This is a genomic window from Duganella sp. FT27W (genome assembly GCF_009295655.1).
GTDB classification, from domain to species: Bacteria; Pseudomonadota; Gammaproteobacteria; order Burkholderiales; family Burkholderiaceae_D; genus Rugamonas; species Rugamonas zoogloeoides.
This window is the reverse complement of the sequence record NZ_WHIV01000002.1, coordinates 510318-523138: the sequence shown is the minus strand read 5'-3', so window position 1 is coordinate 523138 and position 12821 is coordinate 510318. Positions and strand designations below refer to the sequence as shown.

General features: G+C 64.6%; 11 protein-coding genes. 5 read left to right on the top strand and 6 right to left on the bottom strand.

What is annotated here, in order from left to right; translation table 11 throughout:
• Nucleotides 1-217: 217 nt before the first annotated feature.
• From F8197_RS08550 to F8197_RS08525, 6 genes are all read right to left on the bottom strand, one after another.
• Nucleotides 218-1621, bottom strand: a complete 1404-nt coding sequence (locus tag F8197_RS08550) for a sigma 54-interacting transcriptional regulator (protein ID WP_152881524.1) — start codon at nucleotides 1619-1621, stop codon at nucleotides 218-220.
• A complete protein-coding gene (locus tag F8197_RS08545; protein ID WP_227012164.1) occupies nucleotides 1618-2208 on the bottom strand; it encodes a hypothetical protein in 591 nt (196 codons plus the stop codon). The genes F8197_RS08550 and F8197_RS08545 overlap by 4 nt, the downstream gene beginning before the upstream one ends.
• Before the next feature lie 41 nt (nucleotides 2209-2249).
• A complete protein-coding gene (locus F8197_RS08540) occupies nucleotides 2250-3674 on the bottom strand; it encodes a HAMP domain-containing sensor histidine kinase (protein ID WP_056139209.1) in 1425 nt (474 codons plus the stop codon).
• Between the two features lie 88 nt (nucleotides 3675-3762).
• Nucleotides 3763-4104 carry a ribonuclease E inhibitor RraB gene (locus tag F8197_RS08535; RefSeq protein WP_152881522.1) on the bottom strand — a complete coding sequence of 114 codons (342 nt, stop codon included), beginning with the start codon at nucleotides 4102-4104 and terminating at the stop codon, nucleotides 3763-3765.
• Between the two features lie 15 nt (nucleotides 4105-4119).
• Nucleotides 4120-5601 (bottom strand): sensor histidine kinase, encoded by a 1482-nt coding sequence (locus F8197_RS08530; protein ID WP_152881521.1) that lies wholly within the window; start codon nucleotides 5599-5601, stop codon nucleotides 4120-4122.
• Between the two features lie 6 nt (nucleotides 5602-5607).
• A complete protein-coding gene (locus F8197_RS08525) occupies nucleotides 5608-6300 on the bottom strand; it encodes a response regulator (protein WP_056139213.1) in 693 nt (230 codons plus the stop codon).
• A gap of 193 nt (nucleotides 6301-6493) precedes the next feature.
• On the opposite strand from F8197_RS08525, the gene F8197_RS08520 reads away from it, so the two are divergent.
• The 5 genes from F8197_RS08520 to F8197_RS08500 all read left to right on the top strand — a co-directional run bounded on the left by F8197_RS08520 (nucleotide 6494) and on the right by F8197_RS08500 (nucleotide 12775).
• Nucleotides 6494-7591: a porin gene (locus tag F8197_RS08520; protein ID WP_152881520.1), complete on the top strand. Its 1098-nt coding sequence runs from the start codon at nucleotides 6494-6496 to the stop codon at nucleotides 7589-7591.
• Between the two features lie 32 nt (nucleotides 7592-7623).
• Nucleotides 7624-8628, top strand: a complete 1005-nt coding sequence (locus F8197_RS08515) for a tripartite tricarboxylate transporter substrate binding protein (RefSeq protein ID WP_227012163.1) — start codon at nucleotides 7624-7626, stop codon at nucleotides 8626-8628.
• 35 nt (nucleotides 8629-8663) lie between these two features.
• The gene (locus F8197_RS08510; protein ID WP_152881519.1) at nucleotides 8664-9752 is read left to right on the top strand and encodes an ABC transporter substrate-binding protein; all 1089 of its coding nucleotides are present in this window, start codon (nucleotides 8664-8666) and stop codon (nucleotides 9750-9752) included.
• Nucleotides 9753-9868: 116 nt separating this feature from the next.
• Complete coding sequence (locus F8197_RS08505) at nucleotides 9869-11650, top strand: iron ABC transporter permease (protein WP_019922597.1); 1782 nt, start codon at nucleotides 9869-9871, stop codon at nucleotides 11648-11650.
• Nucleotides 11651-11698: 48 nt separating this feature from the next.
• A complete protein-coding gene (locus tag F8197_RS08500; RefSeq protein ID WP_152881518.1) occupies nucleotides 11699-12775 on the top strand; it encodes an ABC transporter ATP-binding protein in 1077 nt (358 codons plus the stop codon).
• Nucleotides 12776-12821: the final 46 nt, after the last annotated feature.

Below are 12821 nucleotides of genomic sequence, written 5' to 3'. Positions count from 1 at the left end.
CCTTTATCGAGTTTGGGGATAAGACGTCTGTGACGTTATCCAACACTTAGCAAGCGCCGTGCCAGCTCGATAAAGTGATTTAAAATCAAAGAGTTGACGAGAAAATTCTGTGTGGAAACGACTGGGCGGCGGATTTTGCAGCCAGAAGGCGGGGATTTTGTCGGGAAATGGCGACAACTATCGGCCGCCATTTCTCAAGTAATTGATTTGTAAGGATTTAATCTTGTCGTTCGGGAGCGACAAGGCTTGCGCCGGACCGGAAAGTGGCGGCGTCGAGGTCGTATTTTTGCAGCAGCCGGTAAAACTCCGTGCGGTTGCGTTCGGCAAGGCGGGCGGCGTCGGCGACGTTGCCGTCGGTCAGTTTCAGCAACTGGACAAGGTAGTTGCGCTCGAAGCGCTGCTTCGCTTCCGTGTAGCTGAGCACTTCCAGCGATGGCACCCGCAGCGCGCGCTGCACCAGCGACAAAGGGATCAGCGGCGCCGTGGCCAGTGCGCACACGTGTTCGACCACGTTATAGAGCTGGCGCACATTGCCGGGCCAGGAGGCCGTGGTCAGCGCTTCGAGCGCATCCGGGGCGAAGCCGTGCACGGTCTTGCCGTATTTGGCTGCCAGGCTGTGCAGGAACTCGGTGGCCATCGGCGTGACATCCTCGCGCCGCTGCGCCAGCGGCGGCAGGGTGAGCGTGATTACATTCAGGCGGTAATACAGGTCTTCGCGGAACTGGCCCTCGGCCATGGCCGCGTCGAGGTCGCGGTGGGTGGCGGACAGGATGCGTACATCGACCGGCCGGCCGACGTCCGAACCCAGCTGGCGCACCACGCGCTCCTGCAATACCCGCAGCAGCTTTACCTGTAATAAAAGCGGCATGTCGCCGATCTCGTCCAAAAACAGGGTGCCGCCGTCGGCTGCCTGCACCAGGCCTTCGCGGCTGCCGATGGCGCCCGTGTAGGCGCCTTTCACGTGGCCGAACAGTTCGGACTCGAGCAGCGCCTCGGGGATCGCGCCGCAGTTGACAGCGATAAACGGCGCCTTGGCGCGGCGGCTGGCGTGGTGGATGGCGTTGGCCAGCAATTCCTTGCCAGTGCCGCTCTCTCCCCGGATCAGGATGCTGGCGTCGGACGCGGCCACCAGCCGCGCTTCGGCCAGCAGCTCGTCCATGCATTGGCTGCGGCTGATCAGGCCGGCGCGCCAGGCGTTGTCGCTGTCGGCAACGTTGGCAGCCGGCGCGGACAGGCTCAGTGCCTGGGCAATGCGTTCCAATAACAGCTTGGCGTCGAACGGCTTGGTCAGGTAGGCGTACGCGCCCAGCGTAGTCGCTTCCACCGCGTCCGGAATGGTGCCGTGGGCGGTGAGCAGGATCACCGGCAGCGCCGGGTGGCTGCTGCGGATTTCCTGGAACAGCGACATGCCGTCGCGGTCGGGCAGGCGGATGTCGCTGATGACCAGGCGTGGCAGTTCGATCGACAGCCGCGCCAGCGCCGCCTCGGCGCTGCCCACGCCGGTCACCCGGTAGCCGTTGGCGGTCAGCCGCATCGACAGCAGGCGCAGCAGGTCTGCGTCGTCATCGACCACCAGCAGGTGGGCGCCGTGGCCCGGAGCGTTTTTCACTTCACCATTCATTTGACCACTCCCGGCGCCGTGCTGGCGGACGGCCGCAGCGGCAGCGTGCGTTCGATATTTTTCAGCCCCTCGACCATGTCATTGAGCTGGTCGATGCGGCGCTGGCTGTCCTTTTGCTGCGCGCTAAGTTGAGCAGTGAGCTTGTCCACGTGTTCGGCCAGGCGCCGTGCTTCGCCGCAATAGCTGGCCAGCATCAGCGCCAGCGGCTTGTACGGCGCAGCGGCGGCCTCGGTGGAATTGGCGACGTTGTCAAGCAGGCCCTGGGCGCGGTTCAAGTCGCCGCTGCCGCGCGTGAGCATCAGCACCATGCCGGTTTGCAGCGCCACGCGCGGCGTGCGTTTTTGTTGCATCAGTCCGCTCAGTTCCTTCAACAGCTCGCCCTGGCTCATGCGTCGCAGCGCCTGGTGATAATTGAGCAGCGGGCCGATGTCGTCGAGCGGCTGCGGCGCCTCCAGCGCGGGCGCGGGTGTGACCGACAGCGCCGGTACCCGGGGGCGGGTGGTGCAGGCGGCCAGGCCCGCGCATAGCAACAGGCACAACAAGGGCTGCCAGCGCACGGCGCGGTGGTGGACGGAAACATCGGACATGGTCGAGGCTGGCATTTTTTGAGCGAGTCTTCCGGAAGTCATCAGGTTGGATAAGGTAGTTCAATACGGAACAGCGCGCCGCGCCGCGTGGGCAGCAGTTGCAGCTTGCCGCCGTGGGCGGCGATATATTCGTGGACGATGGACAGGCCGATGCCGTTGCCGTGTCGTGCGCCCGGCGGCTGGCGCTCGCCCTGGTAAAACGGCTCGAAGATGCGGGCGGCGTCGTCCGGCGCCACGCCCGGCCCCTGGTCGTTACAGTCGAGCAGCAGCTTGCCGTCGCGCTCGCCAAGACGGAAATACACCAGGCCGCCATGCGGACTGAAGCGTACCGCATTGGACAGCAGGTTGCTGACGGCAACCGCCATTTTATCAGCGTCCACCGCGATGGGCCGCGCCAACCCCTGGCAGTTCACCGTCAGGCCCGCCGCCTGCCATTGCAGGCGCTGGCTGTCGATCACGCATGCCACCAGCACCGCCATGTCGGTTGGTGCGCGATGCAGGTGGTCGGCGTCAAAACTGGCTTCGTTGTAGCGCAGCAGCGCTTCGATCTGGTTTTGCAGCGCTGCCGTGTTCTGGTTGAGGATGCCGGCGATCTCGCGCTGGTTGGCGGTGAGCTCGCCCGCCACGCCGTCTTCCAGCAGGGCCACGCCTTCGCGCAGCGCTGCCAGCGGCGTTTTGAGTTCATGCGAGATATGGCGCATGAAGCGCGCCTTGTCTTCTTCCAGCTGGGCCAGGTGCTGGCGCAGCCAGTCCAGTTGCTGGCCCACCCGTTGCAGGTCGGCGGGGCCGCGCACGGTGATTGGTTTGTCGAGCCGGTTTTCGCCCAGCAAGTCGATACTGGCTTCGATCTGCGCCAGCGGGCGCGACAGCCACAGGCCGAAGCCGCCAGCCAGCAGCGCGGCCAGCACGATGGACGCGACCACTTGCGCGCCAAGCACCGCGCGCCGTTGGTCGAGCTCGTCGAGCAGGGCGGCATTGCGGCGATCCACTTCCTGTTTTACTTCTGCAGCAAGATAGTCATCGACTTCCGGCAGCGGCGCCAGCGCCCGTTCCAGGTCCTGCTGGCGGGCGGTGCTGCGCGGCCGGGCCGGGGCTTGCAGCAAGTCCCACGCTTGTTCGCCCGCTTCGCGCCAGCGCTGAAACTGCTGGGTGGATGCGCGCGGCAAGCCTTGCTGCAAGGAATCGAGCGACGCGCGTGCTTCACGCCAGGCATCGGCATAGCGTTCGCGGAAGGCGGGGTCGTCCAAAACAAGGAACTGGCGCGCGCTGCGCGTCATGGCAACGCTGCGCTCGGCAAGTTGCTGGGTATGGCGGGTGAGCGCCAGCGCGTGGTGTCCGCTGTCGCGGCTGTGGGCGGTCAGGCGGTCGAGCGTCCACAGCGCATGCAGGGACGCTGCGCTGAGCAACACAGCGATCAACAGGAAAACGCCCAACAGCAGCTGGCGAAACGACAGTTTCGAGAGCATGGTGGTCGGTTATGGAACGGTCAACCCCGCATCATAGGGCGAAACCGGTCCGGGGGCCTGTTTGATTGCCAATGTTGCCTTGACCGATTCAGGGCGCGGGCGCCACGTCCATGCCGTCGTAGGTTTCGATCTGCTGTTCGTCGGCAAATTTGTAGAATTCCTGGTTGCGCACGTCCAGCGACTCGACCGTGTGCTTTTCCACTTTTTCCACGTGCAGCCACCACAGCGCCGGGGTGTCGGACTCGGGCTTGGAGTCGAAGATGCCCACCACCTGGTAGCCCTTCGCTTGCAGCAGCGGCGCTGCGCGTTCGAGCTTGGCCTGGTCCTGGTCGGAGAAGAAATAGCCCCACAGCAGTGGCTTGTTGCTGTCCCACGGGGCGTTTTGTTTCATGTCGGCGAAAAGGTCGACCATATCCTGTTTGGTGATCATGTACAGCTCCTAAGGTTAATCCGGCATTTTAACCGCAGTGCCGGGGGCGAAGCGTACCGCCACCAGCAAGCCGCCCCCCGGCGTGTCGCCCAGGGTGATGGTGGCGCCGTGCAGGGTGGCGATGTCCTGTACGATGGCCAGGCCCAAACCGGCGCCGCCGGGATTGCGTTCGAGCGTGGCAGCCGCGCGGTAAAACGGCGCGAACACCCGTTCGCGCTCGGCCGCCGCAATGCCGGGGCCGCTGTCGGACACCTCCAGCACCACGCCGCTGTCATCCTCGTGCACCGTCAGCGCCAGGCTGCCGCCCAGCGGCGTATAGCGCAGGGCGTTGTCGGCCAGGTTGGCGATCATCTCGTGCAGCAGCAGGGCCTGGCCCTCGACCATGCCCGGACCATTGGCATCGAGCGACATGTCGATCTGCTTGGCCACGGCCGCCATGGCCAGCTCCAGCCCCACCTGGCGCGCGATGTCGCGCAGCGATACCGGCGCGGCCAGCGTTGCCGCGCCTTCGGCGTCGCCGCCATGTTCGATGCGCGCCAGCGTGAGCAGGCGGTTGGCCAGGTTGACCGTGGAGTCGGTGGTGGCGGCCATGCTTTGCACGATCTGGCGCAGGGCCGCGCGGGTCTGTTCGGGATCGCTGCCGGCGCGGTCGCACTCGCGCAGGGCCAGTTCGGCCTGGGTCTTGAGCACCGTGAGCGGGGTGCGCAACTGGTGCGAAGCATCGGCGATGAAGCGGCGCTGGCTCGCGATCAAGTGCTGCAGCCGCGCGCGCGAATGGTTCATCGCCGCCACCAGCGGACGCACCTCCTTGTGCACCAGCGCCGGATCGACGTCGGTGCTGTCGTTGATCGATCCCGCTTCCACCGCACTTTTCAGACGCATCAGCGGTTGCAGCACCAGCCGCACGGCAAACCACACCAGCAGCGCCAGCGCCAGCAGCAGCAAGGCTTGCCAGGTGAGGGTGTCGAACAGGATCTGGTTCGACAGCAGGCGCCGCGCTTCCAGCGTTTCGCCCACCTGGATTAGGGCGATGCCGCGCATCGAATCGTCGTACACCGGTTGCAGCAGCGCGGCGATGCGCACCGGCTGGCCGTTGTAGTTGGCGTGGTAGAAGCGCACCAGCGCCGGATAGGTCTCCGAGCGCGGCACGTTGGCCGGCACCGGCGGCAGGTCGCCGTAGCCGGACACGGTCTCGCCACGGATGCCCGACACCTTGTAATAGATGCGGCCCATGGTGTCGGTCTCGAAGCTGTCGAGCGCCACGTACGGCACGTCCGCCACCACCTTGCCGCCGACGATGGACACCCGCTCGGCCAGCGCCCGGGTGGAAGCCAGCAGCGAGCGGTCGTAGGCCACGTCGGCGGCATCGAGGGCGTTGCGATACACGAAGACGGTGTTGAGCGCCACCAGCGCCAGCAAGGGCCCCAGCAGCCAGCGCAGCAACTGGCCGCGCAGGCTGCCGGGCGTTTTCGACGGGGCGGGGGCGCTCGCTGGCATGGGGGATCAGGCTGCCGGCTTGGGTTGCAGCAGGTAGCCGATGCCGCGCAGCGTGGTGATGACGGCGGCGTCGGGCACGGCGATGTCGAGCTTCTTGCGCACCCGGTGGATATACAGTTCGATAGCGTCGATATTGGCGTCGTCGGCCAGCGCGAACACTTCGTCGAACAGTTTTTCTTTCGAGACGGCGCGGCCGGTGCGGGTGATCAGGGTTTCGAGCACCGCGTGCTCGCGCGGGGTGAGCGCCAGCGGCGCGCCGCCGTAGCTGAACAGGCGGGTGACGGTGTCGAACGCCAGCGCGCCGCACGAATACACCAGCGCCTCGCTGCCGATCCGGCGGCGCAGCAGCGCTTTCACGCGCGCTTCCAGTTCGGCCAGTTCGAACGGCTTGGGCAGGTAGTCGTCGGCGCCCAGGTTCAGGCCCTGCACCTTGTCGTCCAGGCCGCCGCGCGCGGTGAGGATCATCACCGGCGTCTGGCCGCGCGGCGCCGGCCGCGCGCGCAGGCGCCGCAGCACATCCAGGCCGTCCATGCGCGGCAGAGTCAGGTCGAGGATAACCAGCGCGTAGTCCTGGGTATGGAGCAGGGCGTCGGCATCGGCGCCGTTGTCTGCGCATTCCACGGTGAGGTTGGCGTCGCGCAGGGCCTTGGCCAGCCAGTGCGACAGTTCGGTATGGTCTTCCACTAACAGTATGCGCATGATGTGTTGTGACTGAGGTTATGACTGATGTTGTGGCCGACATCATCGTCGGGCGCGTGGCAAAAAGATAGGGCTGTTGCTATTTGTGAACGCGCTACCGCTATGAAAGCTATTTGAAAGGAAGCAAATCTTATAGTGGATGCCAGATGTTTATAACAGACATCACTAATAATTATATCCACGGAGACAAACCATGCACCACGCCTCATCGCGCGCCGCGATACGCCTTGCCATTTCCGCCCTGATCGCAGCCGCTGCTGCCACCGGTTCCGCCCATGCCCAGTCGAACGTGCAATTCTACGGCCTGCTCGATGTCGGCGTCGAAAGCCTGAACCATGCCGACGCCAACGGCGGCAGCGTCGCCAAGACCATTTCCGGCGGCATGAACACGTCGCGCTGGGGCTTTCGCGGCAGCGAAGACCTGGGCAACGGCCTGAAGGCCGTGTTCAACCTCGAAGGCGGCATCCTGATGGACAGCGGCGGCCAGGACGGCGCGCTGTTCCGCCGCCAGGCTTACGTGGGCCTGGACGGCGCTTTCGGCCGCGTGATCATCGGCCGCTCGTTTACCAGCGTGTACGACACCGTGATCGCCTACGATCCGATGGGCTTTGCGCCGTTCTACTCGTGGGCCACCTCGGGGCCAGCCACAGGGCCGAGCAAATACGGGTTCACCACCGGCTACGACAACCTGATCAAGTATGCGGGCACGTTCGGCAATTTCCGCTTCGGCGCCAACTACGCTTTCGGCGAGCAGGCCGGCAATACCGAGGACAGCGCCAAGGCCGGCGTGACCGGCGCCTACAAGCTGGCCATCGGTTCCGGTACCGCCAACTTCATGGCCACCTGGGAGCGCAACAACGGCAACACCGTGGTCGCCACCGGCAACCGCGATGAAAACACGGTCTGGCACGTGGGCGCCAACTACGAAACCGGTCCGCTCAAGTTCTGGGCCGTACGCCGCGACTACAACCTGCGCGCCGGCCGCGCCCTGACCGCCGACGTGGAAGCGACCACCACCTGGGGCGGCGTGGCGTACAAGCCGAACGAGGTGACCACCATTACCGGCGCCGTGTACCATATCGACGTCAAGAACGTGGCCGCCGGCCGCGACGCCGACCCCACCATGTACGTGGCGCGGTACCGTTATGCGCTGTCCAAGCGCACCGACCTACATGTATCGGCCGCCTACGCCAAGGCGAAGAACGGCCAGTTGACCGGACTTTCGCGCGACGACGCCGGCTATGCCAGCACCCAGCGCGGCGTCACCGTCGGCATGCAGCACCGCTTCTAGTACCTGGTGACCGCACCCGGAAAGCACTACCCATGAAAACCTCCAAGTCCATCCATGCCATGCTGGCGCTGTGTGCCACGCTTTGTACGGCACTGCTGTTCGGTAGCGCGGTCCACGCCGCCAACCTGGAATGCATCGTGCCGTCCAAGCCGGGTGGCGCCATGGACCTGACTTGCAAGCTGGCCAAAAAAGGTTTGAAGGGACTCGACGAAGCCGGCGACACCACCCCGACCCTGTCCGACATGACCATCCGGTATCTGCCGGGCGGCATCGGCGCGGTGGCGTGGAACTCGCTGGTGGCGCAGCCGCGCGCCAAGCCCAATACGCTGGTGGCTTTCTCGGGCGGTTCGCTGCTCTACCTGGCCGAAGGAAAATTCGGCAAGGCCAAGGTGGGCGATGTGCGCTGGGTGGCGGCGCTGGGTACCGACTACGGCATGATCGCGGTGCGCGCCGATTCGCCGTACAAGAACCTGGGCGACCTGCTGGCGGCGATCAAGCGCAATCCCAGGAGTGTGCTGATCGGGCTGTCCGGCACCGCCGGCAGCCAGGACTGGTTCAAGATGGCGCTGCTGGTCAGGAGCGCAGGCATCGATCCCAAGGTGCTGCGGTTCGTGGCGCTGGAAGGCGGCGGCGAAGCGTTTACCGCCATGCATGCCAACCACGTGCAGGTGGTATCGGGCGACGCCAGCGAGGCGGTGCTGTACGCCGCCGGCGGCAATACCCGGGTGCTGGCGGTGCTTTCGCCGCAGCGCTTGCCCGGCGTGCTGGCGTCCTCGCCCACCGCGCGCGAGCAGGGCGTGGACGTGGTGTGGCCGCTGATACGCGGCGTGTGGATGGGCCCCCAGGTGCCCGACGCCGAGTACCGCAAGTGGGTGGCCGCGTTCGACCGCATGCTGGCCAGCCCGCAGTTTGCGCAATTGCGATCCGACGCAGGGCTGTACCCGTTCGCGCTGACCGGGGATGCATTGAAAGAGTACGTCAGCAAGGCCGTGGACGAATACGGCAAACGCGCCACCGAGTTCGGCCTGGTGCGCTAAAAATTACATATATATAAATAACGGAGACTAAAACCATGAAACTCAAGACCACCATCGCTGCCTGCGCCACCTTGCTGATCGCCACCGGCGCGCTGGCGCAGGTGCCGGCCGGCTATCCTGCCGACTACCAGAAGATCATCGACGGCGCCAAAAAGGAGAAGAAGCTGGTGGTGTACGGCGCCACCGACAGCAAGGCCACCCAGCCGCTGGTCAAGGACTTCAGCGCGCTGTATCCGGGCATCTCGGTCGAATACAACGACATGAATTCCACCGAGGTGTATAACCGCTTCATCTCCGAAGTGGCCGCCGGCGGCACCACCGCAGACGCCGTCTGGTCGTCGGCCATGGACCTGCAAATGCGCCTGGCGTCGGAAGGTTATGCGCTCAAGTACAAGTCGGTGGAAAGCGCCAAGCTGCCGGCATGGTCGATCTGGGAAGACCAGGCCTATGGCACCACGTTCGAGCCGGCTGCCATCGTCTACAACAAGCGCCTGCTCGATCCGAAGGAAGTGCCGCAAACGCACGCCGACTTCGTCAAGCTGATCCAGCAGCCGAAGTTCAAGGACAAGGTCACCACCTACGACATCGAAAAATCGGGCGTGGGCTTCATGCTGATGGCGCAGGATGCGCGCGTCAATCCGAAATTCACCGATCTCCTCGGCGCTTTCGGTGCGGCCAAGGTGCGGGTGCAGTCGTCCACCGGCACCATGATGGAGCGGATTTCGTCCGGTGAAAACCTGATCGGCTACAACGTGGTGGGTTCGTACGCGCTGGTGCGCGCCAAGACCGATCCGTCGATCGGCGTGGTGATGCCGAAGGATTACACGCTGGTGCTCTCGCGCGTGCTGTTCATCAACAAGGGCGCCAAGAACCCCAACGCCGCCAAGCTGTGGCTCGACTACATGCTGTCGCACCGCGCCCAGAACATCATCGCCAACGAATCGAAACTGTTTGCCATTCGCGAAGATGTGACCGGCGAGGCCACGTCCGCCGAATTGATCAAGCAGGTCGGCAAGGACAACGTCAAGCCGGTGCCCGTGCATCCGAGCCTGATGGAATACCTGGCCCCGGCCAAGCGCATGGCCTTCCTCAAGCAGTGGAAGGAAACCGCCGGCAAGAAGTAAGCGTCTGGCTGTAGTTCCTTAGCCCCTTAGTCCCTTAAGCAAGCGTCCGAACCCGCGTCCACCATGGCGCGGGCGAGGGCCCCTTTTCGCCTCGTTTGTCCACAAACGGAAATCCTATGCAAACTCTCACTCTCCCCGGCAGCGGCCGGCGCGGCCCGGGCATCAACTGGCTGCGCGGCCTGGTGGTGGTGCTGGCTGCCACCGCCATCTTCTTGCCGCTGTTCCTGATCTTTTATCAAAGCTTTTTGACCGCGCCGTTCTTCATGCCGGCCAAGCAGTTCGGGCTCGACGCTTACCGTTTCATTTTCGATGATCCCGATTTTTCGTCCGCCGCCAAAAATGCGCTGTACCTGGCGCTGGGCCTGACGGCAATTGCCGTGCCGCTGGGCGGCATGCTGGCCTTCCTGATGATCCGCACCGACCTGCCAGGCAAGGGCTTTATCGCGCCGGCGCTGCTGGTGCCGATTTTCGTGTCGCCGATGGTGATGGGCTTCGGCTACGTGGTGGCGATGGGGCCGGTGGGCTTCTATTCGGTATGGGCCAAGGATTTATTGGGCTTCATCCCGTGGAATATCTATTCGTTTACCAGCATCGTCATCATCGCCGGCCTGACCCACGTGCCGCACGTGTACCTGTACGCCTCGTCCGCGCTCAAGAGTCTGGGCTCGGACGTCGAGGAAGCGGCCCGCGTGGCCGGCGCCTCGCCGTTGCAGGTGATGTTCGGCGTGTCGCTGCCGATGATTACCCCGGCGCTGGCCTATGCCGGCGTGCTGGTGATGTTCCTCGGCTTCGAAGTATTCGGCCTGGTGCTGGTGCTGGGCGACCCGGAAGGCCACATGGTGCTGGCCACCTACCTGTACAAGCTGACCAACAAGCTGGGCATCCCGTCGTACCACCTGATGGCGGCAGTGGCCGTGTGCCTGGTGATGGTGACGTTCCCGCTGGTGATGGTGCAGCGCTACCTGCTCAAGTCGGCCAACAAGTTCGTCTCGATCAAGGGCAAGGGCGCCCGCTCGAAGGTCATGCCGCTGGGTCAGTGGAAATGGCTGGCGTTTGCGCTGATCTTCGGCTGGCTGATGTTTACCATCATCATGCCGCTGTCGGGCATCGTGCTGCGCTCGTTCGTCGAGTACTGGGGCGAGGGCGTGCGCCTGGTCGACGTATTGACCTTGCAGCACTTCCGCGAAATCCTCGACCAGCCGTCGCTGGTGCGCGGCATCGTCAACACCATCCTGATCGGCGTGGTCGGCGGCGCGCTGGCCGTGATCTGCTACTGCGCCATCGCGCTGGCCATGCACCGCAAGCCGGACATGATCAGCCGCTTCCTCGATTACAGCGTGCTGGTGCCGCGCGCCGTGCCGGGCCTGCTGGCCGGCCTGTCGTTCCTGTGGGTGTTCCTGTTCGTGCCGAACTGGCTCGATGGCATCCTGCAGGGCATGGACAACGGCGTGGCCGTGTGGCTGAGCGAAAACGCGATTCCCGTGCTGCGTTCCCTGCGTTCGACCATTTTCGCCCTGTGGCTGGCGTATTCGGTGGTGTGGCTGGCCTACGGCATGCGCCTGATTTCCACCGCGCTGCTGCAAGTGGGCCCGGAGCTGGAAGAGGCGGCACGCGCGGTGGGCGCCAGCCGTGGCCAGGTCTCGCGCGACGTCACCCTGCCGCTGATCAAGTACGGCCTGCTGGGCGCGTGGCTGATGGTGTTCCTGATCTTCGAGCGCGAATATTCGACTGGCGTGTACCTGCTGTCGCCGGGCACGGAAGTGATCGGCGCGATGCTGGTGTCGCTGTGGGCGTCCGGTTCCACCGACCTGGTGGCGGCGCTATCGTTCATCAATATTTCGCTGGTGGCCATCGGCCTCGGTGTGGCGCTGCGCTTCGGCGTGAAGTTACATAACTGAGCTGCACAACTAACGTAGGACTACACCAACATGAAACGAGACCTGACCATGAATGAACTCACTGTCAACGACCTGCACCTCGACTACGGCACCGGCGCCACCGCCAACCCGATCCTGAAGGGCGTATCGATGCACCTGCAAAAAGGCGAAGTGGTGGCGCTGCTCGGCCCTTCGGGCAGCGGCAAGACCACCTTGCTGCGCGCGGTGGCGGGGCTGGAAAGCCCCAAGCAGGGCACCATCGCCATCGGCGACCGCGCCGTGTACGACGGCGCCAGGAACTTCGAGCTGGCGGCCGAGCACCGCAACCTGGGCCTGGTGTTCCAGTCCTATGCGCTGTGGCCGCACAAGACCGTGTTCGACAACGTCGCCTATGGCCTCAAGTTGCGCAAGATGGGCGCGGCCGAGATCAAGGACAAGGTGGCCGATGTGCTGAAGAACCTGGGCCTGGGCCACCTGGCCGAACGCTATCCGCACCAGCTGTCGGGCGGCCAGCAGCAGCGTGTGGCGATCGCCCGCGCGCTGGTGTACAACCCACCGGTGATCCTGCTCGACGAGCCGCTGTCCAACCTCGACGCCAAGCTGCGCGAAGAGGCGCGCGCTTTCCTGCGCGAACTGATCGTGCGCCTGGGGCTCTCGGCGCTGATGGTCACCCACGACCAGGCCGAGGCGATGGCGATCTCGGACCGCATCCTGCTGCTCAATAACGGCAAGATCGAGCAGCAAGGCACGCCGCAAAGCATGTACGAAACGCCGGAAACGCTGTTCACCGCCGAGTTCATGGGCAGTAACAACAAGCTGCCGGCCAAAGTGGTGGGGCGCGACGGCAGCCACGTGCAGCTCGACGTGAACGGTTCCCGGTTGACGGGCACCGCGCGCGGCGCCGGCCAGGCTGGCGCGGAGCCCACCACCATCATCCGCGTGGAAGAGGTGAAAATCAGCGCCACGGCGGTAGACAACGCCATCGAAATGCCGCTGCTGACCTGCATGTACCTGGGCGACCGCTTCGAGTGCCTGTTCAAGTCGCCCGACAGCAGCGCGGCGGGACTGCGCGCCTACTCGAAATACAAGCTCGAACCGGGGCGTTACTGGTTGCAAATGCCGGCCGACAAGCTGTGGGTATTCTGATGTCGAATTGATACAGGGTTTCTTATTCCTGGCTTAACTGGCGGTG

Coding starts and splice junctions, on each gene's coding strand:
- F8197_RS08550 (WP_152881524.1), bottom strand. CDS start 1,621: ATGAATGGTGAAGTGAAAAACGCTCCGGGCCACGGCGCCCACCTGCTG.
- F8197_RS08520 (WP_152881520.1), top strand. CDS start 6,494: ATGCACCACGCCTCATCGCGCGCCGCGATACGCCTTGCCATTTCCGCC.
- F8197_RS08545 (WP_227012164.1), bottom strand. CDS start 2,208: ATGTCCGATGTTTCCGTCCACCACCGCGCCGTGCGCTGGCAGCCCTTG.
- F8197_RS08500 (WP_152881518.1), top strand. CDS start 11,699: ATGAATGAACTCACTGTCAACGACCTGCACCTCGACTACGGCACCGGC.
- F8197_RS08535 (WP_152881522.1), bottom strand. CDS start 4,104: ATGATCACCAAACAGGATATGGTCGACCTTTTCGCCGACATGAAACAA.
- F8197_RS08525 (WP_056139213.1), bottom strand. CDS start 6,300: ATGCGCATACTGTTAGTGGAAGACCATACCGAACTGTCGCACTGGCTG.
- F8197_RS08510 (WP_152881519.1), top strand. CDS start 8,664: ATGAAACTCAAGACCACCATCGCTGCCTGCGCCACCTTGCTGATCGCC.
- F8197_RS08540 (WP_056139209.1), bottom strand. CDS start 3,674: ATGCTCTCGAAACTGTCGTTTCGCCAGCTGCTGTTGGGCGTTTTCCTG.
- F8197_RS08515 (WP_227012163.1), top strand. CDS start 7,624: ATGAAAACCTCCAAGTCCATCCATGCCATGCTGGCGCTGTGTGCCACG.
- F8197_RS08530 (WP_152881521.1), bottom strand. CDS start 5,601: ATGCCAGCGAGCGCCCCCGCCCCGTCGAAAACGCCCGGCAGCCTGCGC.
- F8197_RS08505 (WP_019922597.1), top strand. CDS start 9,869: ATGCAAACTCTCACTCTCCCCGGCAGCGGCCGGCGCGGCCCGGGCATC.